Here is a 24159-nt window from a genome sequence, read left to right on the forward strand (position 1 = left end):
CGCGGTTTCCGGCCAACCGGGGCGAACCGTAAAACCGTTTTGGTGATGATGTCGTCGATGACCGAAGGCACCCGGTTGATGGAACTGTTCCCTCTTTTGGAGTCCGACAAGCGGATTCGGCTGGTGCGCACCGTGCCGGCACACGGGAAAAGCTGGAACGGATTGGCAGAATCCTTCGCCGAAATGGACGCGGAGACGATTCCGTGGACCCGCGCGGTCCGCTCGCGGTGGGATCTGGTGCTCACCACCCGCCACGAGCACGTCGGCGAGGTCTCCGGGGAGGTGTTGGTGTTCCAGCCCGGCGCGGGGACCCCTGCCCGCCTCGACCGGGAACCGCCGACCTACCGAGGCCGCGTCCTGCCGTCCGCGCTGGCGCTGCCCCACCTGACCGATGTGGACGTCCTGTGGCGAACCCGTCCGGAGGTCCTGCCCGCCGCGGTCGTGTCGGGTGACATCTGCCTGGACCGCATGCGGGCCAGCGCGCACCGGCGCGCGGCGTACCGGTCCGCACTCGGCGTCGGTCCCGGCACGCGGCTGGTGACGGTGTGCTCCACGTGGGGCGCCGAGTCGCTGTTCGGGCGCCACCCGGACCTGTGCGACCGGCTGGTGGACGAGGCGGGTGACGACACCCGGGTCGCCGCGGTGCTGCACCCCGCGATCTGGGCGGCGCACGGGAAAACGCGCGTGCTGGCCCGCGCGCGCCGAGCGGGTCTGCTGGTCGTGCCGCCCGAATCCGGTTGGCAGGCCACGGTGCTCGCCAGCGACCACGTGCTGGGCGACCTCGGCTCGACCACGGTGTACGCGGCGGCTATGGGCATACCGGTGCGGCTCGTCGCCGCCACGCACCGCGCCTTCCCCGGCGGCATCGCCGACGAACTGGCCCGCGCGGTCGGCCGGATCGACCTCGGAGCCGCGTTGCTGCCCCAACTCGCGTCCGCCGTGGACGGCTCGGTCGGCGAGCTGATCACCGCGCTGGTGTCGAGTTGCCCCGATGAGGCGTCGGAGCGGCTGCGCAACGTGATGTACCTGCTGCTCGGCCTCGACGAGCCCGTGTGGCGGGCGGCGGTGCGCCCGTACGCGCCACCGCGTCCGCACGACCCGCCGTGAGGCCGCCGGTCGAGCGCGGTCAGTCGTCGGACTGGAAGTCGGAGAGCATCCGGTCCACCGCCTGGCGCCAGGACCGGACGTCCGTGCCACCCGCCGCGCCGTCGCGGGTGCGCTGTTCGTTGGTGACGGCGAGCACCAAGCGCAGTGTTTCCCAATGGCGGCCGTTGACCTCGTGGACCGTCGTCCCCCGCAGCAGCAGCCGGTTGTCCACGACCTCGGCGATGTCGGGGCGGTGGGTGAGCGGCGGCCAGCGGGGCGGGCGGCGCCAGTGCTCGGTGAACAGCTCCGCCCAGGCCCGGTCGGGTGTCTCCGACAGCGGCAGCGGCACCACGTACAGGCCGCTGCCCGGGGAACCGTCGTCGCGCGGTGGCCGGACCTCGTCCGGCACGGGCGGCCGGACGACGACCGGTCCCGCCCGGGTCGGCGGGACCGACACGGCGCGCAGGGCCGACAGGTGCGCGCGCACGTCGTCCGCCACCGCGGGTCCGGCGGCCGGGGCGACGGGCAGGAAGAGCTTGCCGAGGCCGGTTCCGGAGCCGCCCGCGACGCGGCGGAGGGGGACGACCGTCAGCCCCCGGGCGCTGACGCCGTCGGGTCGGGTGTGGCCCGCCGGTTCCGCCCAGTGGCTGCCCATCGTCCCGGGTTCGACGATCGAGACGAGCACGTCGACCCCGGCGAGGTGGGGTTGGACCAGGGCGGCGGCGGACTCGCCGGAGCCGAAGGCGCCTTCGTCGAGCAGGACGTGCATGCCGCCGTCGGCCAGGGCCGTGCCGATCGCCCGCGCCGTGGCCGAGTCCTGGCGGGAGTGGCTGACGAGCACCCGGCGCAGGGCGGCGGGTGGTTCCGGCGCGGTCCCCGCGTGTTCGGACACGACCGGGGATCGCGCGACCGGGTCGGGGTGTTAGTGCCCGCGCGGCGCGATCACCCGTTCGCTAGCGGCGGGTCGCGAGGTCGGCGGCGATGAGGTCCTCGGCGGGGATCTCGATGGACAGCCTGCCGCCCTGGTTGAGGCGCAGGGTGGCGCCGTTGAGGATGGGGAGCAGGTTGCGGGTTGTGGTTTGGACGGCGTGGACCGCGTGGGGCGGGAGGTGTTCGGGGGCGGTGTAGGCGTCGAGGTAGCGCCTGCCGTCGGGCATGAAGGTGAAGTTGACGGGGCCCGGCGGCGTGTCCAGGTAGACGGTGGCCTCCAGGGCGGCGTGCGGCACGTGGCGCTGCGGGGACCAGCCGACGGCGACGAAGGCGACCACGGCGTCGAAGTCGCACAGCGGGGGCGGGAACCCCTGCTTGCGCGGGCTGGGGCGGTAGTCGGGGTTGAGGTAGGTCTCGCCGGTCAGGTCGCCGTGGGGGCCGACCCGGTACGCGCCCAGCAGGGCCGCGTTGGGGACGCCCTCGACGTAGCGGGGGTCGATGTCCGGGTCGGCGCAGTAGACCCAGCCGTTGGGGGTGCGGCGGGCCTCTTGGCGCAGACCGTCGCTGATCGGCGGGAGACCGGGGTGGCCGGGGACCGGGACGGGCGAAGCGCTTGGCGGGGAAGGGATTCCGGGCCCCGGGGGCGGCGGGAACCCGGCGGGGGCGACCGGTGGCGCGGGGAAGGCAGGGGGCGGCTGGGCGTGCCCCGGGGTGCTCGGCGTGGGGAACGGCGGCGGGACGGCCGGAGTGGACAGTGCGGGAGCGCCGGACGGCCACGAGGAGCCGGATGGTCCGTGAACGACCGGAACGGATGGCGCGGAAGGCCACGAGCCGCCCGGCGGCGCGAGCGGGTTCGGGACGGGTGGCGCGGGCCTGGCGGGAACGGGTGTGCCCGGACTCGACGGTCCGAGCGGGTTCGGCGCGGATGGTGTGGACGACCGCGCGGCGCCGGAACCGGGTAAAGCCTGCCTGCCGGGACCGGATGACGGCCCGCCCGGAGCGGACGGGGGCGGGACCCCCGGACCGGACGGCCCGAAAGCGAGCGGACCGGACGACGCGGACGACCGCGCGGCACCGGATGGCGTGGAACCACCCGGCGCGGTGCCGGGGCGCGGGGGTGTGATGGCCCGGGTCGGCGAGAACGAGTTGGGGGCCAGTGGTTTCGGGACCTCCGGCACGCGCTCGACGAGGTCGCCGCGGTCGAGGAACGCCTGGACGCTCTCCGGCAGCAGGTACGCCTCCGCCCCCGACGGGTGGGTGGCGGCGACCACGTGCCACGACCCCTTCAGGCGGTAGCGGTGGTGCGGGTCGGTGCCGGTCGCCGCGACCCGGTGCGGCTGCGTGTCCGGTGGTACGAGCAGGTTCCCGCCGGTGGAGCCGTACCGCTCCAGCTCGACGTCGGCGATCACGGTGACCCGGATGTCCTCGAACTGGCTCAGCGACGGGTCCTCGTGGCCGAGCACCGCCGTCGACACCTGCCACCAGTGCAGCGGTTCGTCCACTGTGTACACCTGGGCGTCGCGGTGGATCACCAGCTGCCCCACCAGGTAGGCCGCCGCCGACCGCGCGTCCCCGAACCGGACCGGGTCGACCCGGTGGTCGCCGCTCGCCCGGTAGACCAGCCACCAGTCACCGTCGCGGACCAGGCACCACGCGCCGCTGCGGTGTGCCTCCAACGAGAAGAACCGCGGCGACGTCCGGCACAGCAGCACCGCCTCCTGGACGGTCTTGACCGCTTCGCGCCGGTCGGCGTCGCTCACGGTGTCCTGCCCGGTGACCGCGGCCAGCGCCCGGTCCTGCGCCGCGGCCGGGACCACGTCCGGCAGCCGGTAGCGGTTCTGCCGGATGTGGTCGACCAACGCGAGGACGGGCGGCACCTTGTGCTCTTCCAGGTAGTACGCCACCGCCGCGGGCCACACCCAACGACCGTCGGTGTGGTACGCCATCGGCACCTGGTCCCGCTTGTCCGCCAACGCGTCCGGCCCGTAACCGCGAGCGGCCAGCACCACCGGGGCCTCGCGCAGGTACCGCAGGACCGCGGTCGCCTCCCGGCTGCTCACCATCGGCCGGTACCACTGCGTCCCGTGGTCGAACACCGGCGCCAGGTCCACGCGACCCGCGTCGGGATCGGGGTGGGGGTGCCACCCGTTGACCTGGTCGCGCCCGACCACCGCCACCGCCGCGGCGGCCATCCACTCGGGCACCACCTGGGGTTGGCGGGGCAGCATGCGCAGTTCGTCGGCACCATCGCCGACCGCGCCCAGCAACGACGGCGGCGGTCCCTCGATCAACGCGGCGGACTCGACCACCTCGTCCGGCGTCAGCTCGTAGGACATCGAGTACCAGGTGCCCCAGATCGCCTCATACGCGCGCATCCGCCAGCGGTGGAACCACTGGCCCACCATCGCGGGCGGCGACCACGACCGCGTCTCCCCGTCCGCGCCGGTCACCTCGGCCACGATCTCCATGCCGTACCCGATGGCGTGGCAGGACACCTTCACCCGCCGCCACCCTGCCGGCGCGGCGGCGCGCACGGCGTCGATGGTGGCGTCGCGCACGGGTTCGAACCCACCGACCGGCAGGCCGCCCACGTGCACGGCGGGAAACTGCGGCCAGACCCCGCCCAGCGGTGCCATCCACCGGACCTGCACCACGGGCACCTCGGACAGCAGCCCGGCGACCGGGTCGAACTCGACCACCTCGGCGGCACCGTCCACCAACCGCTTGGTGTACAGCTGGAACACCGATTCGAACGCCGACAGCGGCACCGACCACGCCGTGCGACCGTACCCGGCGTCCACCGGCCTGCCGCCCGCCACCTCACTGTCCACAATGGCGTATCCGTGCTCACCCGGGGTGTAGCGCAGCAGCTCGTTGCCGAAGACGGCGAAATCACGGCCTGGCACAGGGGACGACGTCACAGTCGGCGGGTCCTCGGTTGGTCGACGGGCGGAGACGGTCGACCGCATCGTATGCGGTGCGCGGGACCGGTCAACGCCTGTAGATGGACTCGTCCCCGTAGTCGTCGTCCGGCTCGTCGGCCACCGGCCGCGGCGGGGCGGGCGGTGCCGGGCGGCGCGGCGGGGCGGGCTCGTCCGGGTCCTCGACCGCGCCGGGCGCGTAGCGGCGCTCCTCCGGCTCGTCGTCCTCGGGCGGCGGCAGGTACTGGGTGATCAGCCGGTAGGTCTCGGCCCCGGCACCGCCCGCGGCGGCGCCGAACGCCTCGGCGACCCGCTCACCGGCCGTGCGCTGCGCCTTGCGCGCGGTGGCCGTGATCTCGGCGGCGAGCTGCGCCGGTTGCCTGGTCATCGCGGCGGCGGTCAGCCGCACGTCGGTCAGCGCCCCGTTGGGCGCGACCGTGACGGTCACCGCGCCGTCGGGCGAGGACGCCGTCGCCGACGCGTGTGCCATGCCCTCGCCGATCGCGTCGGCCTTGGCCCGCGCGTCGGCGATCTTGTCCTCGAAGTCCCGCAGCCACTCGTCCGGCGTCTTCATCCACAGCTCCCCATACCGAATTCCACCCCCACCCTGGCACAAGGGGCGGCGGGCGCGGAGTCGAACACCGATTTCACGCCGCTGGGCCATTCGGCGGACGCGCCCCCCGTTCGGTCGCGTGCCCGGTGACGCTCGCGGGAGTCCGGCGGCCCGATCCGGTGGTCGGACCGCGGCATCAGTGCCGCGCAACCGCCGGGCAAGCGCCCGGCAAACGCGCGCCGCGACCCTGGCCGCGGACGCGCCCGGTCCGACCGAGCGGCCCCCGCTCCGCCGCGGCGCCGTCCACGACGAGGAGGAAGCGTGATGCGCGCATCACTCCACCGGGTGTTGACCGGTGCCCTGGTCGCCGCGACCGCCGTGGTCGCCATGGCGCCCGCCGCGAGCGCCCGGGTGGTCCAACCGGCGCAGGTCGACTTCGGACCGGTCGCCACCCTGTCCCCCGCCGTCGGGCGGGACGTGGACGGGTCGCTGGCGGTGTTCGCCCGGGGCGCCGACCGGTCGCTGTGGTACGACACCCAGGCCCAGCCGGGGATCGGCTGGGGTGGCTGGCGCAACATCGGGAACAGACAGCTGGCGGGCAAGCCCGTCGTCGAGCGCAACTCGGACGGTCTGCTGACGGTCTTCGGCCGCGGCACGGACAACGCGCTGTGGTGGCGGGTGCAGACCGAGGCGGGCACCTTCGGCCCGTGGACCCGCATCGGCGGCGGCATCACCGACGACCCGGCGACCGCCCGCAACTCCGACGGCACCATCTCGGTGTTCGTCCGCGGCACCGCCGGTGACCTGTGGACGTGGAAGCAGGACGTGCCCAGCGGCACCACCGGCACGTGGACCGGCCTGGGCGGCGGCATCACCGGCAGCCCGTACGCCGCGCCGAACGCCGACGGCCGGATCACCGCGTTCGTCGTCGGTGGCGGCGGCGCCCTCTACACGCGCACCCAGGCGGAGCCGTCGGGCGCGTGGGAGCCCGACTACACCTACCTCGGCGGCGTCGTCATCGCGCAGCCGGTCGCGCAGCGCGGCGTCGACGGCAAGCTGCGGGTGTTCGTGCTCGGCGGCAACAACGGGCTCTACGTGCGGACGCAGGCCGAGCCGAACGGCGCCTTCGAGCCGGACTACGGCTACCTCGGCGGCGTGTGGGCCACCGAGGCGTTCGCGGTGAGCAGGCAGGCCGACGGCCGGATCAGCGTCTACGGGCGCGGCACGGACAACGCCTACTGGACCGTCACGCAGAACACCCCGACCGGCGCCGAGTACTCCGGCCCGGCGTCGATCGGCGGCAAGTTCGCCGGTGGCGCCGCGGTGGCGGTGAACGTGGACGGCAGGCTGGCCGTGTTCGGCGTCGGCACCGACCGCCAGGTGTGGTCCAGCACCCAGGTCGAGCCGGACGGCGGCTACGGAAAGTGGTCCATCGTCGACTGACCGCCTCCCGGTCGGTTGACCGCGCTGCGCCGAGCAGGGCGGTCGACCGACCGGTTCGGCCTGTTCGGGCCCCGATCGCGTCACCCCACCGTGATCGCCGGGAGTGGCATAGTCAGTACCGCGCTCCCCCAGGTCGGGAAGTACGCCTGGTGGGGGAATCCGTAACCGGCGAGGAGGCGGGTGTGCCCCCAGGCGAGTTGCAGGTGCTCGGACCGTTCCGGGCTCGCCGCGGCGACGTCGACGTGCCCCTGCCGGTCGGCGTGCTGCGCACCGTGCTCGCCGCGCTGGCGCTGGCCGGTCGCCCGGTGCCGCGGCCCCGGCTGCTGGACCTGGCCTGGCCGGAGGCGGCCCCGCACTCGGGGCACAAGGCGGTGCACGTGGCGGTGTCGCGGCTGCGGGCCTGGCTGCGCGCGGAGTTCCCGGACACCCGCATCCACCGCGAGCACGACAGCTACCACCTGGTCACCGGCCCGACGACCAGCACGGACGCGGCCCGCTTCGAGCACCTGGTCGCCGACGGCCTCGACCCGGCCGCCCACCCGGCGCTGCGGGTCGACGGCCTGCTCGCCGCGCTGGCCCTGTGGCGCGGCCCGGTCCTCGACGGCCACCCCGTCGCCGCCGCCTTCCCGACCGCCGTGCGCTGGGACCTGTCCCGGATCTCGGCCGCCTGCGCCCTGGCCGACGCGGCCACCGCCGTCGGCAGGCCAGCCGCAGCCGTCCCCACCCTCGCCACCCTGGCCGCCGAGCGCCCCACCGACGAGGCCGTCTACGCGAGCTGGGCCCGGCTGCTCGTCGCCTGCGGCCGCCAAGCCGAGGCCCTGGCCGCGCTGAACACCCTCCGCGCGCGGCTGGTCGACGACCTGGGGATCGAGCCGGGCCCCGTGCTGCGCACCACCTTCCAGCAGGTCCTCAACACCTACCCGGCCCAGCCCCGCGACGACACCGCCGTCCTGCGCGTGCTGTCCGACCCGCGCGGCGGACCGCCGTCAGGCACGTACGTGGCGCTGTTCGGCGCGCGGCAGGCCCGCCTCGGCACACCATCGGTGTGAGGTCGGGGCGGAACCGTCCTCGACGGACGGCCGCTGCCGATGTCCTCCGGGTGTGACCACGGGCAACGGCACGGTTCGGGCGATCGGCGGCGACGCGTCACCGGTTCGGGTTATGGTCGAGGAGTGTGCCGACGCTGGGTGGGTCCTGCTCGGTTCGGGTGGGAGAGGTCGGGCGGGGGCACGTCATGAGTGATCTGGTCATCGCGGTCGGGCTGTGCGTGGTCGTCGCGATCGTCTACGCGGTCGCGGCGCTGATCCAGGCGCGGTTCGCGCACATGACGGTCCGCGAGCTGACGCGGGTGCCGATCTGGTGGGTCGCGCAGGTGCTCAACGCGTCCGGGGCCGCGCTGCACGTGGTCTCGCTCGGGTTCGGGCCGCTGTCGCTGATCCAGCCCCTGGGGGTGCTGACGCTGGTGATCGCGGTGCCGGTGGCGGCGCTGTCGGCGAAGCGGCGGGTCACCCGGTTGGAGCTGACCGGCATGGCCTGCACCGTCGTCGGGCTCGCCGGGCTCACGCTCATCATCTCGACCAGCGGCAAGTCCGCCGCCCTCGGCACCGGCCAACTCGTCGGGCTGCTCGCGGTCAGCGCGGTGCTCGTCGTGGGTCTGGGCGTGCAGGGCAGCCGCCCCGGCGCGTCGCCGCTGTGGGAGGCGACGGCGGGCGGGCTGGCGTTCTCGGTGTGCTCGGCGCTGTGCCAGACGACCGTGGTCCACTTCGGCGACCGCGGCCTCGCGATCCTCGCCGAGCCGGTGACGATCCTGACCATCGCCGCGATCGGCAGCTACGCGATCGCCGCGACCGTCCTCACCCAACGCTCCTACCGGCACGGCCTCGGCGCGCCGCTCGCGGTGACGAACCTGGTCAACCCGGCCAGCGCGACCCTGATCGGCGTCGTCTTCCTCGGCGAGGAGCTGGGCGCGGGCACGGTGGCCATCACCCTCGCCGTCGCCTGCGGGATCACGGCGGCCCTCGGCGTCATGCAGCTGGCCCGCGCGCGGGACGCCCACCCGGACGAGCTGCCGGTCCAGGTCTGACGAACTCCCCCGAACACGACAGCGCGCCCCGCCCGGGTTCGGGCGGGGCGCGCTGCGCGGTGGGTGCCTACCAGCCCCAGCCGGCTCGGACGACCGAACTCGGCAGCTGGACCGTCGGAGCCGCCGACCGCGCGGCGGCCGTAGTGGGCTCGGCGGCGGCGCACCGGGTGCCCGCGCGCGGGGTCTTCGCGGTGATCAGGTAGTTGTCCACCACGTCGCGGGTGCACTGGGTGCGGTTGTAGGCGAGGTGGCCCCAGCCCTCGTAGGTGACCAGCGTCGCGGTGTCGCGGATCTGCCGGTGCACGTTGGTCGCCCACTCGTGACCGGTCGACGGGTCGTGCTTGGCGTTGATCATCAGCAGGTCCGGCGCGTCGGTGACGTCCAGCCGGTGCTGCGGGTTGTTGACCTTGTCCGGCAGGCCGACGCAGCCGGTGGTGGCGATGTGCGCGAGGATCGAGCCGCGCATGTGCGGGGCCAGGCGGTTGGCGCGGTCGACCAGTGCCGCGAACTCGCGGTGGTCGCGCACCCGGAAGTCCCAGTCCTGGCAGAACACGGCGGCGAACGGCGCCTGCGCGGTCTCGGTGCCCGTGCGGACCCCGGGCGCGGCGGCGCGGGTCGTGGGAGCCGCGGCTTCCCAGTCGCGGATGCTGGTGGCCAGCCAGTCCCACGCGGGCAGGTAGAACAGGTCGAACGCGGTGTAGATGATCTCCGTCGAGTCGACCGCTCTGGTCGGGTCGGCGGGGTCGACGACCTCGCCGCGGTCGGCGCGGGCGAGCAGGTCGTCCCAGGCCTTCGGGACGTCGCGGCCGTGCAGCGCGCACGAGGTCGTGCGGTCGCACCACTCCACGAACTCGGCGAAGGAGTCCTCGGTGGTGGCGGAGGAGACCTCGGTGAACTTGCGGACGCCGTTGCTGTGGTCGATGACCGAGTCCATGACCATGGCCCGGATGTTGCCGCCGAACTCCTCGGCGTACTGGGCGCCGATCAGCGTGCCGTAGGACAACCCGTAGTAGTTGATCTTCCGCTCGCCCAGCGCGACGCGCAGCGCGTCCATGTCGCGGACTACCGACAGGGAGTCGACGTGGTCGTAGATCGGACCGGTCTGCCTGCGGCAGTCGGCAGCCAATTCGCGGTTGTACGCGCCGAGCGCGGCGAACTCGGTCTGGTTGGCCGGGTACAGCGAGGGCTGGCGGGCGAGCACGTCCACCGAGCACTCCACCGGCGCGCTGCGCTTCACACCGCGCGGGTCGAACCCGATGACGTCGAAGCGCTCCAGCACGCGTGGGCTGAAGAAGGTGTTGGCCTCCAGGGCGAAGTCCACGCCGGAGCCGCCCGGGCCGCCGGGGTTGATCAGCAGGACCCCGGTCCGCTTGCGCGGGTCGGTCGCCGTGCGCCGGGCCACCGCGAGGTCGAACCGCGCACCGCGCGGCTTGGCCCAGTCCACCGGCAGGCTCAGCGTCGCGCACTCCGCCGTCACGTCCTCGACGCACGGCGACCACGCCAACCGCGGCCCCTGGTGCGCCGCGGCCGACGGCACCACCCCCAGCACGACCGCCACTGTCGCCGCCACACCGCCAACGGCCCGGATGATCCGCCGCACGCCCGCCTCCGCTTCGCCACACAATTCGGACAATCGCGAGCAGAATTCCAGTCGGTTCCACCGGGCACAATGTCTGATATCTCGCGATTTCCCGAATACCAGGGCATCGAGAGATCGATCATCCACACAGGACTATCGGACGGGAGGGCGGTGCGCCACGCGCAACGCCCTCCCGGGCCGCTACAACACCTTCACCGAGCCGCCGTCGACGGTGAAGTTCGCGCCGGTCGTGCTGCCGGAGCGCGGGGAGCAGAGCAGCAGCACGACGTCGGCGATCTCCTGTGGATCGATCAGCCGGCCCGTGAGCATCCCCAGCATCCGGGGACCGACCGAGTCGAGGACCTCCTCCCGGTCGGCGCCGACCATGGCGGCGATCCGGTCGGCCGCGCCGTCGGCGTCGGTCCACCACGGGGTGCGGACACCGGCCGGGGAGACCGTGTTGACCCGGACGCCGCGCGGCGCGAACTCCTCCGACAGCGCCTTGCCCAGGCTGTTGACCGCGGCCTTGGCGGCGCCGTAGTCCACGTTCACCGGACTGGGCGCGACCGCGAGGGTGGTGGAGACGTTGACGATGGCGCCGCCGCCCGCGGTGAGCATGCGCGGGATGGCGGCGCGGGCCGCGCGAACGGCGGTCATCAGGTTGAAGTCGAGCATGGCCGCCCAGTCGGCGTCGTCGGCGTCGAAGAAGGACGCGCGGGGCAACTTCGTGCCGGGCGGCGGTCCGCCCGCGTTGTTGACGAGGACGTCGAGCGCGCCGAACTCCCGCACGGCCGCCTCGACGGCCCGCTCGGGGGCGTCGGGGTCGGTGAGGTCGGCCGGGAGGTGGCGCAGGGCCGGGCCTTCCAGGGCGGCCAGGTCGGGGCCCGTGGTCCGGGAGACCGCCACCACCCGGGCGCCCTCGTCCAGCAGCCCGCGCGTGACCGCCAACCCGATCCCCCGGGACGCCCCGGTCACCACCGCGACGCGCCCGTCAAGTCCGAGATCCACTGTGTGTCCTTCCGTTCGGCGAACTCCGCACCCGGAGGAACACCGCCCGGCCGGTTTGGTTGCGGCGTCAATCGCCCGATCCGCTGAACCGATCCGGCCTGCGAGGTCGGACCTCCCCAACCTCCCACCCCCGGACCGCCGTCCCCGCTACTGTGGCGGGGTAGTCGAGCGCCGGTCGGAGAATCGATGGAGAACTCGGTCAGCCCCGTCGTCGGATCCCTGTACTCGTTCCTCGACGAACGCGACACCCTGCGGCTGCGCGACGCCGGGAGCGAGCGCTCCTACGCGGCCAACGAGGTGCTCATGCACGAGGGCGACCCGACCGACCACGTGCACATCCTGCTGGCGGGCTGGGTGCGCGTCTCCACGCTGACCGACGACGGCACCGAGATCCTGTTCGCCCTGCGCGGCCCCGGCGACGTGATCGGGGAACTGGCCGCCATCCTCGGCATGCCGAGGTCGGTCACCGTGCGCACGATCGAACCGGTCAAGGTCCTCCAGGTCCGCGGCCCGGTCTTCGTCCGCTGCGTCCGCGAACAACCCGACCTGTCCCTGGCGGTCATCAAGTCCATCGCGACCCGCCTACGCGACGCCGAAGCCGTCCGCGTCGACATCACCACCATGGACGTGACCCGCCGCCTGGCCCTCTACCTCCTGCGGTTGGCCAGGGACCACGGGACGCCCGGCCCGGAGGGCATCAGCGTCGAGATGCCGTTGACCCAGTTGGACATCGCCAACCACGTGGGCGCCTCCCTGCGCGCGGTGGCCCGGTCCATGGCGATGCTGCGCGACCGGGGCATCATCAGCAACGCCCGCAAGCGCTACACCATCGCCAAGCCAGCGGTCCTGCGCTCACTCATCCGCACCGCCCCCACCGAAGCGGACTGATCGGTCCCGAACCGATCGCTCAGCCTCTCGACCACACTCCGCTACGCACCGTAACCAATCGCCCATACCGGTAGCGGCGGCGGTCACGCCGACCATCAAGGGCGCGTCAAAGTCGCAGGTGTGGGTGTCAGGGACGCGTCAGGTGGGGGCTGGGGTCGCCTGGTTGTGGGGCACCCTCTCGTGGACGCGGTCCAAGGTGGACTGCCGGGTGAGAGGAGCACGCCCCATGGCCGACCTGGCCTACGCGGTGTTGCTGATCGGTGTGTTCCTGTTGTTGGCGCTGTGCGTGCGCGGTTTGGAGAAGTTGTGAGCGGCACCGGTGTGGTGGCCAACGTGGTGGGTGGGGTGCTCGCCTTGTTGTTGCTCGGCTACCTGGTCGTGGCCCTGGTTAAACCGGAGAGGTTTTGATGTCCGGGACCGTCGCGGGGTTGCTTCAGGTCGCCTTGCTCTTTCTCGCCCTTGGGCTGGTCTACCGGCCTCTCGGTGACTACATGGCGCGTGTCTACTCCGATACCCGTCACAACCGGGTCGAGCGGGCCGTGTACCGGCTGGTTCGGGTCGACCCCGATTCCGAGCAGCGCTGGAGCACCTACGCGTTCGGCGTCCTCGGGTTCTCCTTCGCCGGCATCGCCCTCCTCTACCTGCTGCAACGGATCCAGTCGATCCTGCCGTTCGACTTCGGTCGCGGTGACGTCCAGCCCGGTATGGCCTTCAACACCGCGACCAGTTTCGTGACCAACACCAACTGGCAGTCGTACGTGCCGGAAACGGTCATGGGCCACACCGTCCAGCTCGTCGGCTTGACGGTGCAGAACTTCGTCTCCGCCGCCACCGGCCTGGCCGTCGCGCTCGCCCTCGTCCGGGGGTTCGTCCGCGCGCGCACCGACCGCCTCGGCAACTTCTGGGTCGACCTGACCCGGGGCACCGTCCGGATCCTCCTGCCCGTCGCGTTCCTGTTCGCCATCCTCCTGATCGTCACCGGTGTGGTGATGAGCTTCAAGTCCGGTGTGGACGTCGACGGCTCGACCGTGGCCACCGCGCCCGTCGCGAGCCAAGAGGCCATCAAGGAACTCGGTACCAACGGCGGTGGCGTGCTCAACGCCAACTCCGCGCACCCGTTCGAGAACCCCAGCGGGTGGTCGAACCTGGTCGAGATCTTCCTGATCGCGGTGATCCCTGTCTGCCTCACCCGCAGTTTCGGCACCCTGGTCGGCAACCGCAAGCAGGGTTACGTGCTGCTCGGCGTCATGGGCACCCTCTGGACCGCCATGCTCGCGGTGATCTGGGTCGCCGAGGCCCACGGCCTGCGTCCGCTGGAGGGCAAGGAACTCCGCTTCGGCATCCCGTCCACCGCGCTGTTCGCCGACGCCACCACCGGCACCTCGACCGGCGCGGTCAACGCCATGCACGACAGCTTCACCGGGCTCGGGGGCGGCGGCGCGCTGCTCAACATGCTCTTCGGCGAGATGACACCGGGCGGGGTCGGCACGGGCCTCTACAGCATCCTGGTCATGGCGGTCATCGCGATGTTCCTCGCCGGGCTCATGGTCGGCCGCACACCGGAGTACCTGGGCAAGAAGCTGGGCAGGCGCGAGGTCACCTGCGCGGCGATCTCGATCCTGGCGATGCCCGCCGTGGTGCTGATCGGCGCGGGCATCACCGCCGTGCTGCCGGGCACCCCTGGCGCGCTGAACAACCCGGGAGCGCACGGGTTATCGGAAATCCTCTACGCCTTCGCGTCCGCCTCGAACAACAACGGCAGCGCGTTCGCGGGCATCACGGTCGCCAGCGACTGGTTCCAGGCTTCGCTCGGGGTGTGCATGCTGCTCGGCCGGTTCGTGCCCATCGTCGCGGCGCTGTGCCTGGCGGGCGCGCTCGCCGAGCAGCGCAAGGTGCCCGTCACCGCGGGTACGTTGCCCACCACGGGTCCACTGTTCGCGAGCCTGCTCGGCGGCAGCGTCGTGCTGGTCGCCGCCCTCACCTTCGTCCCCGCCCTCGCCCTCGGTCCCATCGCGGAGGCCCTCCAGTGACCACCATGACCCGATCCAGCGAACCCCAGGCGGAGAACCAACAGGTCGCGGCGGGGGTGTTCGCCCCGCGCCAGTTGCTCGACTCCGTCCCGGACGCGCTGCGCAAACTCCACCCCCGCCACCAGGTCCGCAACCCGGTGATGTTCGTGGTGTGGGTCGGTTCTGTGCTGGTGACGGTGTTCGCCGTCGCGGAGCCGTCCGTGTTCACCGTCGCGGTCGCCGTGTGGCTGTGGTTCACCGTGCTGTTCGCCAACCTCGCCGAGGCCGTCGCGGAAGGACGCGGCAAGGCGCAGGCGGAATCGTTGCGCCGCACCAAGAAGGACGCCGTCGCACGCCGTATTCGCGAGGACGGAACCGAGGAACTCGTGCCCGGCGCGGACTTGCGTGTCGACGACCTGGTCGTGGTCGAGGCGGGCGAGGTCATCCCCGGCGACGGTGACGTGGTCGCGGGCATCGCCACCGTCGACGAGTCCGCGATCACCGGCGAGTCCGCCCCCGTCATCCGCGAGTCCGGCGGCGACCGCTCGGCCGTCACCGGCGGCACCACCGTGCTTTCCGACCGGGTCGAGGTGCGGATCACCGCAAAGCCCGGCGAGACCTTTGTGGACCGTATGATCGCCTTGGTCGAGGGTGCCCAGCGACAGAAGACGCCGAACGAGATCGCGTTGACCATCCTGCTTTCCACGCTCACGATCGTCTTCCTGCTCGCGGTCGTCGCGTTGCAGCCGTTCGCGGTCTACTCCGGCGGCGAGCAGTCGGTGGTCGTGCTGACCGCGCTGCTGGTCTGCCTGATCCCGACCACCATCGGCGCGCTCCTCTCGGCGATCGGCATCGCGGGCATGGACCGCCTGGTGCAGCGCAACGTGCTGGCCACCTCCGGCCGCGCGGTCGAGGCCGCGGGCGACGTCAACACCCTCCTGCTGGACAAGACCGGCACCATCACCTGGGGGAACCGCCGGGCCACCGGGTTCATCCCGGTCGGCGGCACCTCGATGGACGCCCTGGTCGACGCCGCGCGGCTGTCCAGCCTCGCCGACGGCACGCCCGAGGGCCGCAGCATCGTCGAGCTGTGCGTCACCGGGTACGGCCGCGCCGCCGAGGCCACCGACCACGAGAAGACCGGCGAGGCGGTCCCGTTCACCGCGCAGACCCGGATGAGCGGCATCGACCTCGGCGGCCGCGAAGTCCGCAAGGGCGCCGCCTCCGGGTTCGTCCTCACCGAGCAGACCCGCGAGATCGTCGACGAGATCAGCGCGGACGGCGGCACCCCGCTCGTGGTCGCGGAAAGCACCGGCGGCGACCACACCGTCCTCGGTGTCATCCGACTGTCCGATGTGGTCAAGCCTGGTATGAAGGAACGCTTCGCCGAACTGCGCGCCATGGGCATCCGCACGGTCATGGTCACCGGCGACAACCCGTTGACCGCCAAGGCGATCGCCGCCGAGGCGGGGGTCGACGACCACCTCGCCGAGGCCAAGCCCGAGGACAAGCTCGCTCTGATCCGGCACGAGCAGGAGGGCGGCAGGCTGGTCGCGATGACCGGCGACGGCACGAACGACGCCCCCGCGCTGGCCCAGTCCGACGTCGGCGTGGCGATGAACACCGGCACCTCCGCCGCCAAGGAGGCCGGGAACATGGTCGACCTGGACTCCGACCCGACGAAGCTGATCGAGATCGTCCGGATCGGCAAGCAGCTGCTGATCACCCGGGGCGCGCTGACCACCTTCAGCGTGGCCAACGACCTGGCCAAGTACTTCGCGATCCTGCCCGCGATGTTCGCCGCGATCCACCCGCAGTTGGGCGGGCTCAACGTCATGGGCCTGCACTCGCCGAACTCGGCGATCCTGTCCGCGGTGGTCTTCAACGCGCTGATCATCGTCGTGCTGATCCCGCTCGCCCTGCGCGGCGTGCGGTACCGGCCGTCGAGCGCGTCGGCGCTGCTGCGGCGCAACCTGCTGGTCTACGGCGTCGGCGGGGTCGTCACGCCGTTCGCCGGGATCTGGCTGATCGACCTGTTGGTGCGGCTCATCCCCGGAATCGGGTGAGGAATGATGAAGAACCTGCTCAAGCAAACCGGCGCCGGGCTGCGCGTGCTGCTCGTCCTGACCGTCATCATCGGCGTGCTCTACCCGACCGCGGTCTGGGCCGTGTCCCGGCTGCCCGGCCTGCGCGCGAACGCCGAGGCCGTGGACACCACCCTGGTGGCGGTGCCCCGCGACGGCGACCGGTGGTTCCAGCCGCGCCCGTCGGCGGCGACCCTGCCCGCGTCGGGCGGGTCGAACAAGTCCGAGGTCAACGCCGACTACGACACCGTGGTCGCCGAGCGCCGGGCCGCCGTGGCCCAGCGCGAGGGCGTCAGCCCGGACCGGGTACCGCAGGACGCGGTCACCGCGTCGGCCTCGGGGCTCGACCCGCACATCAGCGACGCGTACGCGCAGCTCCAGGTGCCCCGGGTCGCGCGCGCCAACGGCCTGTCCGAGAACGCCGTGCGCGCGCTCGTCGCCGAGCACACCGAGGGTCGCGGCCTGGGCATCCTCGGTGACCCGGGCGTCAACGTCACCGCGCTCAACCGCGTGCTCGATGCCGCCAGGTGAGCGGACCCCGGAGCCGGACGCGCACACTGACCGGGTGGACGGCAAGCGCAGACGCGGAGAACTGCGGATCTACCTGGGGGCCGCGCCCGGTGTCGGCAAGACCTTCGCCATGCTGGGCGAGGCCCACCGGCGCCGGGAACGCGGCACGGACGTGGTCGTCGGCCTGGTCGAGACGCACGGCCGGGAGAAGACCGCGCGGCTGCTCGACGGCCTCGACGTGCTGCCCCGGCACGCGATCGACCACCGGGGCGTCGCGGTCGAGGAGCTGGACGTCGACGCGCTGCTCGCCCGCGCGCCCGAGGTCGCGGTCGTCGACGAGCTCGCGCACACCAACGCCCCCGGCTCCCGCAACGCCAAGCGCTGGCAGGACGTCGAGGAGCTGCTGGACGCGGGCGTCGACGTGCTGTCCACGGTCAACGTCCAGCACCTGGAGTCGCTCAACGACGTCGTGCAGCGGATCACCGGGGTGGCGCAGCGGGAGACCGTGCCGGACGAGGTGGTGCGCCGCGCCGAGCAGGTCGAGCTGGTCGACCTGACCCCGGAGGCGCTGCGCCGCAGGCTCGCGCACGGCAACGTCTACGCCGCGCACAAGATCGACGCGGCCCTGGCCAACTACTTCCGCGTCGGCAACCTCACCGCGCTGCGCGAGCTGGCCCTGCTGTGGGTGGCCGACCAGGTCGACGTCGCGTTGCAGCGCTACCGCAGCGAGCAGCGCATCACCGACACCTGGGAGGCCCGCGAGCGGGTGGTCGCCGCGATCACCGGCGGCCGGGAGAGCGAGGCGCTGATCCGCAGGGCGCGGCGCATCGCGGTCCGCGCGGGCGGCGAGCTGGTGGTGGTGCACGTGCTTCGCGGCGACGGCCTCGCGGGCGTCGCCCCCGACCTGCTGACCCGGTTCCGCGGCACCGCCGAGGACTTGGGTGCCACGTTCCACACCGTGGTCGGCGACGACGTGCCGACGGCCCTGCTGGAGTTCGCCCGGGGCGTCAACGCGACCCAGCTGGTGCTGGGCACGTCCCGCCGCTCACGACTGGCCCGGGTGTTCGACGAGGGCATCGGGGCGGCGGTGGTGCGCGCGTCCGGTCCGATCGACGTGCACATGGTCACCCACGACGGGGCCCGGCGGCGGGGGCGCTGGTCGGGGGCCCGGGAGGCGCTGTCGCCGTCGCGGCTGCGGTGGGGGTGGCTGCTGTCGGTGCTGCTGCCCGCCGCGGTGACGGGCTTCGGCACGCTGGCCGGGCGGGACCTGAGCTTCTCCACCGACCTGATCGGCTTCTTCCTGGCCACCGTGCTGGTGGCGCTGGTCGGCGGGCTGGGGCCGGCGCTGGCGGCGGCGTTCCTGGGTGCCGGGCTGCTGAACTACTTCTTCACCCCGCCGCTCTACAGCCTCACCGTGGCCACCCCGGAGAACCTGGTCACCCTGGTGGCGATGGTGGTCACGGCGGTGCTGGTGGCGCTGGTCGTCGACCGCGCGGCCCGGCTGGCCGAGCAGGCCGCGCGGGCGCGCACGGAGGCGGCGCTGCTCGCGTCGTACTCGCGCACGGTCCTGACCCACCCGACACCGGTCACCCGGCTGCTGGAGAAGGTGCGCGAGAACTTCGGCCTCGACTCGGTGGCGCTCCTCGAACGCGAGGACGGCCGCTGGCTCCGGGTGGCCTGCGTCGGGTCGCCGCCGTGCGACCGGCCGGAACAGGCCGATGTGGACGTACCGGTGACCGCCGACGTGCACCTGGCACTGCGCGGCCGAACCCTGCCCGCGGGCGACCAGCGGGCCCTGGAAGCGGCGGCGGGCCAAGCGGTACTGGCGCTGCGGCAACAACGAGCGGCCGCCGAGGCCGCGGAAGCCCGGCGCCACGCGGAGACCACCGAGCTGCGCACGGCCCTGCTCTCCGCCATCGGCCACGACCTGCGCACCCCGCTGACCTCCATCAAGGCGGCCATCGGCAGCCTGCGCGACCCATCCCTACCACTGTCCGAAGAGGACAACCGGGAACTGCTGGAAACGGTCGAGGTCTCCGCCGACCGCCTCACCGGCCTGATCGACAACCTGCTCGACTCCTCCCGCCTGGCCGCGGGCGCGGTGGTCCCCCGAACCCGCCCGGTCACCTACGACGAAGCCGTGTCCCGCGCACTGGCGGGCATCGACGAACGCCACCTCGTCGCGGTGGACGTGCCGGAAGACCTACCCGCCGTATGCGCCGACCCGGGTCTGCTGGAACGCGTGGTCGCCAACCTCGTCGACAACGCCCTAAGACACGGAAGACCGCACCCCCGCCGCCACGTCGACGTGGACGGCGACGGTGCCATCGGCGCCGACGAACCGGAGATCGCGATCCGCGCCAGCGCCCACCGCGACCACGTGGAACTGCGGGTCGTCGACCACGGGCCCGGACTGCCGAAGAACATGACGGAGGCGGTTTTCGCCCCGTTCCAGCGTCTGGGAGACCGGGAAGGCACCCCCGGGGTGGGCCTCGGGCTCAGCGTGGCGAAGGGGTTCACGGAGGCGATGGACGGCACGGTCACCGCGGAGGACACCCCCGGCGGCGGCCTGACCCTGGTGATCTCCCTGCCGCTCGCGGTGCCGGACCGGTCCGAACAGCCGTAACCAGCCCGGCTGCGCTTCGCCGCTAGCGATCACCCGGAGCCCGCGCATCGTGGAAGTCGGGGTCCGTGCGGTCACGGTGCCGGTGGGCCAGGTTGCTGATGAAGCCGAGGGACTCATCGGGGGGCAGAGCGTGCTCGAAGAGTCTGGCGATGGCTCGCTTCTGGGGGCGGAGGTGGTCCGGCAGGTGTGCCCACACCGGGGATGGGTGGCAGTCGGTGATGGCGGTGTGCAGATCGCGGCTGTGCAGCAAGGTCGAGGTTTGGGTGGGCGGGCAGGTGTCGCCGCTGTCGCGGATCGCCCGGACGACGATGGTGGGGTGGGCGGCCATCGCGATCAGGTGTCCGAGTTGGGCGAGGGCCGCGCGGGGGCTTCCGAAGGTCTGCCGCAAGGCAGTCGCGCCGATGAAGGCGGTCACCTTCGCCGGTCGGTCCGCGCCGACCAGGTTCTGCTGCCGGGCGACGATCGAGGCGACCTGATCCGCGATCCCGTCCTCCGCGACACCCTGGGAGCGGACAACCGCGGCCGTTGTGTCCGGGGTGCGGAGGAGTTCGGGGATGGTCAGCGGGGACACCAGGGTGATCTCCTCGGCGTCTCGCTCGAACTCCCCGTAGGCCACCAACTGCCGCTCGCGCTCGACAGGCGTGCCCGCGACCCAGAACGGCGCCTCGATGTCGCGCGTCAGCGACATGATTCCCTTGAGCACCGGCCCCCGCACAGCCAGCGCGCCCAGGATGTGCCCCACGACCTCGGGAGCGGGCACCCGGTCCCCGGTCTCCCAACGGGACAGCACCGAGATGTCACAGCCGACCTTGTGCGCGCACTCCCTCAACGAGTAGCGGCGGTCCTTGCGCGCCACCCGCAGGGCATTCCCCAGTGCGACAGCCTTTGGCGTCTTGGTCACGCCGGCACTCCTCATCGTCTCCGCAAGACCTTGCGATTCCCAGTCAACGACATTCGTCTCCCCGGATCCAGAGCGTGGTATCGGCGGAGAACAGGCGTTGACCGAGCGTTTGGCCCGCAAGCACCGGCGACTGTCCGACCGCATCGCGTCTATCCCGCGCATGGCCGTTCGCATGGTCAACTCCATCGAATCGCCGGGTGCCCGCTCTGACTCGTCCCGCCCACACGTCTTCAGTGGTCACCCCCGAACAGCCGACAGACGGGATTCGCCACTCACCATGGAGAAGCAGACGTGGCGCGACTGGAACTGGGCGGTGCGAGTGGAGCTGTCACTCGACTCCCCGGACAGTGATCCCGCTGTCGCGAGAACGGATACTCCGAACGAGGTCGAACCTGGGCGATTCGCCTGATGGCAACCACACCCGCACGGATAGTCCGAACGGGTGCATGCCGCAGCCACGTCGGCCCCCGTTCGCGCGATGGCCGACTATGGTGGCGACGCGGCATCGGAACCGGCCAGGCACGGTTGCGCCGGTGCTCCAACTGGCGAGTCGAGGTGGGCACGATCATGGGCAAACGCGCGGCGCTCGTAGCCCGTCGCGAGGCGATGGGGTTCACCCAGGAGTCGCTGGCGCACCGGCTCGGGGTGGAGGTCTCGACCGTCAACCGTTGGGAAACGGGAAAAATCACGCCACGGCCGCAACGGCGACAGCAGATCGCTGCCGCACTCGATGTCTCCCTCACCGAACTCGACTCACTGCTCACGCCACCGACGCCGGTTCCGTCGTCCGAACAACCCCACCTCACCCCGCTCAATCCCCTTCGACGCGCCCATGAATGGCTGGTGGCCGACTCCCCTGTGGCCGAGCAGCGCCGGGCGGGCAGGCGTTTCGGTGGTTCTCTGGCCGATAGCCTGGAGGCGCGGGTGGTGGAGCTGAGGCACCTCGACGACGTAGTCGAGAGCGTTGACCTGCTCCCCGCGATCCGGCACGAGCTCGCCGGAGCCGAATCGCTGGTGCGGGAGGGGCTTTACGCGGACCTGGTCGGCAGGCGGTTGTTCACTGCGGCGGCCGAGTTGGCGCAACTGGCCGGGTGGGTGGCGTCGGACGCGGGTCTGCACGACGAAGCCCAGCGGTTCTACCTCGACGGGGCCTCCGCCGCCGCCGAGGTGGGCAACGATCCGCTTGCGGCGCAACTGTTCTCCTCCCTCAGCTACCAGCTCGCCAACGAGGGCGACCCGCGCGACGCCCTGCTGCTCGCCCGCACAGCCGCGACCGGTGCCGCGGACGCGTCCCCCGTGGTCCGCGCGCTGCTGTGGGAGCGAGTCGCCTGGGCAGGTGCCAAGGCCGCGGACCGGGAGACAACTCTCCGCGCCCTCGACGCGGTGGATGACGCCTACGAGCGGCGCTCCGCCGAGATCGAGGAGCCCGAGTGGGTCTACTGGCTCAACAGAGCCGAAATCGACGTCATGGCCGGACGGTGCCTGATCCACCTCGGCGCCCCGGAGCGGGCCGCGCCCCTGCTGTCCGCCGCGATCGCCACCTACCCCCGCGAGCACGCCCGCGAAGTCGCCCTGTACCTCTCCTGGCTCGCCGAGTCCTACGCCCGAACCGGCGCCCTGGACGCCGCCCAGGCAACGCTGGACAGCGCACACAACTACGCCACCCGCATGCCGTCAGCCAGAACCACCGAGCGACTGCGCACCGTCGAAGCCCTGACCCGCTAGCACCGGAATCCAGACATGACCACGTCGCCCCGTTCGGTCTACCTCGTCGTCACCGCCGCGCCCCCGGTCTTGCGCATCGACGGACTCATCGAACTCCTCACCCGCCAGGGCAGTCAGGTGACTCTGGTCGCCACCCCCACCGCCGCCTCCTGGGTCGACCTCGACGCCCTCACCGGCTGCCGCAACCGAGTCCACTCAGGACTTCCGGGCGCACAAGACCCCCTGCCACGCGCGGACCTCGTCATCGCCGCTCCCCTGACCTTCAACACGCTCAACAAGTGGGCAGCGGGCATCAGCGACTCCCTCGCCCTGGGTGTCCTGAACGAACTCCTCGGCACCGACGTCCCCATCATCGCCGCGCCCTGCGTGAAACCCTTGCTGCGCAAGCACCCCGCCTACGACGACAGTGTGCGCCGCCTCGCCCAGTGCGGGGTGCCCCTCCTCGACCCCGACTCGATCACCACCCGCGCCGACGACGGGTTGGCCACCTTCGACTGGTCGCTGATCCTCGCGGCCACCGCGGACCCCTAGGAGCAGGAGTCCGGGTCGCGGCGGGCCACCAGCAGGGCGACGTCGTCGTGGACCTCGCGGGTGCCGACGAGGGTGGACATCACGTGCGAGCACACGCGTTCCGGTTCGTCTGGGGTTATTGCCGCTGTGAGGGTTCGTAGGCAGGTATCGATCAACTGGCCTCTGCGCTCCACCAGGCCGTCCGTGTAGAAGGCGAGGAGGCAGCCGTCCGGGAGGTCTACTCGGGTGTCGCGGCGGGGGCGGCGGGTGGTGAAGCCCAAGCCCAGGCCGATCGGGAGGTCCGCCGGGGCGTTGACCAGTTCCGCCCGCGTCCCCGGGACGGCGAGCACCGGCGGTGGGTGGCCGGCGAGCGACAACGTCATGCAGCGTTGGCTGGCTGAGACGATGCCGTAGGCGACCGTGGCCATGGCGCCTGGTTCGAAGTGGGTCACTTTCCTGTGCAACTTCGTCAGCACCTGGGCCGGTGTGTCGTAGTCCAGGGCGTACGCGCGCAGGGCGCTGCGCAGCCTGCCCATGATCACGGCGGCGCCCAGGCCGTGCCCGGTCACGTCGCCGATCACTATGCCGATGCGGTCGCCGGGGAGGCCGAACACGTCGTACCAGTCGCCGCCGACGGCTTTGCCCGCGCCGGGGACGTAGCGGGCGGCGAACTCCAGGCCGCGGATGCGGGGTAGGCGGGACGGGAGCAGGCCGCGTTGCAGGGCGGCGGCGGCCGACCGCTCGGCGCTCGACACCTCGACCTGGGTGGCCAGCGCCAGCTGGTCGGCCACGACCTGCAGGAGGCGGATCTCGGAGTCGGTGAAGTGCCTGGCCTTGACCGAGCCGATGTGCAGGACGCCCACCAGCTCGCCGCGGGCCAGCATCGGCACGCCGAGCAGTGAGCGCAGACCCCGCTCCCACAGCAGTGGGCTGATCACCGACGTCCGCTCGACGTGGTCGAGGGCCACCGGTTGGCGGGTCTCGGCGATGCGACCGGCGAAGCCGTCGCCGAACTGCACGGTGACGCCTTGCAGGACCTCCTCCTCTATGCCCGCCGCCGCGGTGGCGGTAAGGACGTGGGACGTGGGGTCGTGCAGCAGGACCGCCGCGGTGTCCACCCTGAACAGCTCCCGCGCGCGCCCGAGGACCACCCGGAGGAAATCCCCCAACTCCAGGTTTCCGAGGGCGGCGTCGGTCACCTCCTCCAACACCCGCAGGCGGTCCTCGTGGTCGGAGTTCTCAGCCACCGGCGCAGCCTAACGAAGGTCCAGTCGCGGCGCCCGGACCAGTGGCCGGTTCGCCC

Annotated in this window: 19 protein-coding genes; 12 read left to right on the top strand and 7 right to left on the bottom strand. The window is 72.3% G+C overall.

All coding sequences use genetic code 11. The annotated features are described in order from the left end of the window. The first annotated feature begins 183 nt into the window (after window positions 1-183). Entirely contained in the window at window positions 184-1107 is a 924-nt protein-coding gene (locus CLV40_RS32680; protein ID WP_104482880.1) for a hypothetical protein, read from the top strand. Between the two features lie 19 nt (window positions 1108-1126). Here the strand turns inward: CLV40_RS32680 and CLV40_RS32685 are convergent, their stop codons facing one another. From CLV40_RS32685 to CLV40_RS32695, 3 genes are all read right to left on the bottom strand, one after another. Further along, window positions 1127-1978: a toll/interleukin-1 receptor domain-containing protein gene (locus CLV40_RS32685; protein ID WP_104482881.1), complete on the bottom strand. Its 852-nt coding sequence runs from the start codon at window positions 1976-1978 to the stop codon at window positions 1127-1129. Between the two features lie 61 nt (window positions 1979-2039). After that, entirely contained in the window at window positions 2040-4937 is a 2898-nt protein-coding gene (locus CLV40_RS40450) for a type VII secretion system-associated protein (RefSeq protein WP_146108346.1), read from the bottom strand. A gap of 70 nt (window positions 4938-5007) precedes the next feature. Then, window positions 5008-5511 (bottom strand): YbaB/EbfC family nucleoid-associated protein, encoded by a 504-nt coding sequence (locus CLV40_RS32695; RefSeq protein WP_181043886.1) that lies wholly within the window; start codon window positions 5509-5511, stop codon window positions 5008-5010. A gap of 303 nt (window positions 5512-5814) precedes the next feature. Between CLV40_RS32695 and CLV40_RS38540 the strand changes: the two genes are divergently transcribed. The 3 genes from CLV40_RS38540 to CLV40_RS32705 all read left to right on the top strand — a co-directional run bounded on the left by CLV40_RS38540 (window position 5815) and on the right by CLV40_RS32705 (window position 9016). After that, window positions 5815-6933 carry a PLL family lectin gene (locus CLV40_RS38540; RefSeq protein ID WP_181043887.1) on the top strand — a complete coding sequence of 373 codons (1119 nt, stop codon included), beginning with the start codon at window positions 5815-5817 and terminating at the stop codon, window positions 6931-6933. A gap of 149 nt (window positions 6934-7082) precedes the next feature. Continuing rightward, window positions 7083-7982 (top strand): AfsR/SARP family transcriptional regulator, encoded by a 900-nt coding sequence (locus CLV40_RS38545; protein WP_181043888.1) that lies wholly within the window; start codon window positions 7083-7085, stop codon window positions 7980-7982. 185 nt (window positions 7983-8167) lie between these two features. Next, the gene (locus CLV40_RS32705) at window positions 8168-9016 is read left to right on the top strand and encodes a DMT family protein (protein WP_104482884.1); all 849 of its coding nucleotides are present in this window, start codon (window positions 8168-8170) and stop codon (window positions 9014-9016) included. A 67-nt stretch (window positions 9017-9083) separates the two neighbouring features. Here CLV40_RS32705 and CLV40_RS32710 read toward each other — a convergent pair whose 3' ends face one another. Beyond that, entirely contained in the window at window positions 9084-10616 is a 1533-nt protein-coding gene (locus CLV40_RS32710) for an alpha/beta hydrolase (protein ID WP_104482885.1), read from the bottom strand. Between the two features lie 180 nt (window positions 10617-10796). Then, window positions 10797-11603 (bottom strand): SDR family NAD(P)-dependent oxidoreductase, encoded by an 807-nt coding sequence (locus tag CLV40_RS32715; protein ID WP_104482886.1) that lies wholly within the window; start codon window positions 11601-11603, stop codon window positions 10797-10799. Window positions 11604-11789: 186 nt separating this feature from the next. On the opposite strand from CLV40_RS32715, the gene CLV40_RS32720 reads away from it, so the two are divergent. The 6 genes from CLV40_RS32720 to CLV40_RS32745 all read left to right on the top strand — a co-directional run bounded on the left by CLV40_RS32720 (window position 11790) and on the right by CLV40_RS32745 (window position 19720). Then, complete coding sequence (locus CLV40_RS32720) at window positions 11790-12491, top strand: Crp/Fnr family transcriptional regulator (protein WP_104482887.1); 702 nt, start codon at window positions 11790-11792, stop codon at window positions 12489-12491. Window positions 12492-12797: 306 nt separating this feature from the next. Then, a complete protein-coding gene (gene kdpF / locus CLV40_RS32725) occupies window positions 12798-12899 on the top strand; it encodes a K(+)-transporting ATPase subunit F (RefSeq protein ID WP_104482888.1) in 102 nt (33 codons plus the stop codon). Next, on the top strand, window positions 12899-14521 hold the full coding sequence (kdpA, locus tag CLV40_RS32730; RefSeq protein WP_104482889.1) for a potassium-transporting ATPase subunit KdpA: 1623 nt from the start codon (window positions 12899-12901) through the stop codon (window positions 14519-14521). The genes kdpF and kdpA overlap by 1 nt, the downstream gene beginning before the upstream one ends. A gap of 5 nt (window positions 14522-14526) precedes the next feature. Beyond that, window positions 14527-16566 (top strand): potassium-transporting ATPase subunit KdpB, encoded by a 2040-nt coding sequence (gene kdpB / locus CLV40_RS32735; RefSeq protein WP_104482934.1) that lies wholly within the window; start codon window positions 14527-14529, stop codon window positions 16564-16566. 6 nt (window positions 16567-16572) lie between these two features. Beyond that, a complete protein-coding gene (locus CLV40_RS32740) occupies window positions 16573-17115 on the top strand; it encodes a potassium-transporting ATPase subunit C (protein ID WP_104482935.1) in 543 nt (180 codons plus the stop codon). Then, complete coding sequence (locus CLV40_RS32745) at window positions 17102-19720, top strand: sensor histidine kinase (protein ID WP_104482890.1); 2619 nt, start codon at window positions 17102-17104, stop codon at window positions 19718-19720. The genes CLV40_RS32740 and CLV40_RS32745 overlap by 14 nt, the downstream gene beginning before the upstream one ends. Window positions 19721-19742: 22 nt before the next feature. On the opposite strand, the gene CLV40_RS32750 is transcribed toward CLV40_RS32745, so the two are convergent. After that, window positions 19743-20621 carry a helix-turn-helix domain-containing protein gene (locus CLV40_RS32750; protein ID WP_181043889.1) on the bottom strand — a complete coding sequence of 293 codons (879 nt, stop codon included), beginning with the start codon at window positions 20619-20621 and terminating at the stop codon, window positions 19743-19745. Between the two features lie 567 nt (window positions 20622-21188). Here CLV40_RS32750 and CLV40_RS32755 point away from each other — a divergent pair. Both CLV40_RS32755 and CLV40_RS32760 read left to right on the top strand, forming a co-directional pair. Further along, on the top strand, window positions 21189-22346 hold the full coding sequence (locus CLV40_RS32755) for a helix-turn-helix domain-containing protein (protein WP_104482936.1): 1158 nt from the start codon (window positions 21189-21191) through the stop codon (window positions 22344-22346). A gap of 15 nt (window positions 22347-22361) precedes the next feature. Further along, a complete protein-coding gene (locus CLV40_RS32760) occupies window positions 22362-22877 on the top strand; it encodes a flavoprotein (RefSeq protein WP_104482892.1) in 516 nt (171 codons plus the stop codon). On the opposite strand, the gene CLV40_RS32765 is transcribed toward CLV40_RS32760, so the two are convergent. After that, on the bottom strand, window positions 22874-24103 hold the full coding sequence (locus tag CLV40_RS32765; RefSeq protein WP_104482893.1) for a PP2C family protein-serine/threonine phosphatase: 1230 nt from the start codon (window positions 24101-24103) through the stop codon (window positions 22874-22876). The two genes, CLV40_RS32760 and CLV40_RS32765, sit on opposite strands and share 4 nt — an antisense overlap. Between the last annotated feature and the right edge of the window lie 56 nt (window positions 24104-24159).

Origin of the sequence: Actinokineospora auranticolor (genome assembly GCF_002934265.1) — a bacterium.
GTDB classification, from domain to species: domain Bacteria; phylum Actinomycetota; class Actinomycetes; order Mycobacteriales; family Pseudonocardiaceae; genus Actinokineospora; species Actinokineospora auranticolor.

What these genes read in the sequence shown, in the direction of transcription:
- CLV40_RS38540 (WP_181043887.1), top strand. Translation starts at nt 5,815, where the DNA reads ATGCGCGCATCACTCCACCGGGTGTTGACCGGTGCCCTGGTCGCCGCG.
- CLV40_RS32695 (WP_181043886.1), bottom strand. Translation starts at nt 5,511, where the DNA reads ATGAAGACGCCGGACGAGTGGCTGCGGGACTTCGAGGACAAGATCGCC.
- CLV40_RS32680 (WP_104482880.1), top strand. Translation starts at nt 184, where the DNA reads ATGGACGCGGAGACGATTCCGTGGACCCGCGCGGTCCGCTCGCGGTGG.
- CLV40_RS32755 (WP_104482936.1), top strand. Translation starts at nt 21,189, where the DNA reads ATGGGCAAACGCGCGGCGCTCGTAGCCCGTCGCGAGGCGATGGGGTTC.
- CLV40_RS32745 (WP_104482890.1), top strand. Translation starts at nt 17,102, where the DNA reads ATGCCGCCAGGTGAGCGGACCCCGGAGCCGGACGCGCACACTGACCGG.
- CLV40_RS32720 (WP_104482887.1), top strand. Translation starts at nt 11,790, where the DNA reads ATGGAGAACTCGGTCAGCCCCGTCGTCGGATCCCTGTACTCGTTCCTC.
- CLV40_RS32760 (WP_104482892.1), top strand. Translation starts at nt 22,362, where the DNA reads ATGACCACGTCGCCCCGTTCGGTCTACCTCGTCGTCACCGCCGCGCCC.
- kdpB (WP_104482934.1), top strand. Translation starts at nt 14,527, where the DNA reads ATGACCCGATCCAGCGAACCCCAGGCGGAGAACCAACAGGTCGCGGCG.
- CLV40_RS32740 (WP_104482935.1), top strand. Translation starts at nt 16,573, where the DNA reads ATGAAGAACCTGCTCAAGCAAACCGGCGCCGGGCTGCGCGTGCTGCTC.
- kdpA (WP_104482889.1), top strand. Translation starts at nt 12,899, where the DNA reads ATGTCCGGGACCGTCGCGGGGTTGCTTCAGGTCGCCTTGCTCTTTCTC.
- CLV40_RS32705 (WP_104482884.1), top strand. Translation starts at nt 8,168, where the DNA reads ATGAGTGATCTGGTCATCGCGGTCGGGCTGTGCGTGGTCGTCGCGATC.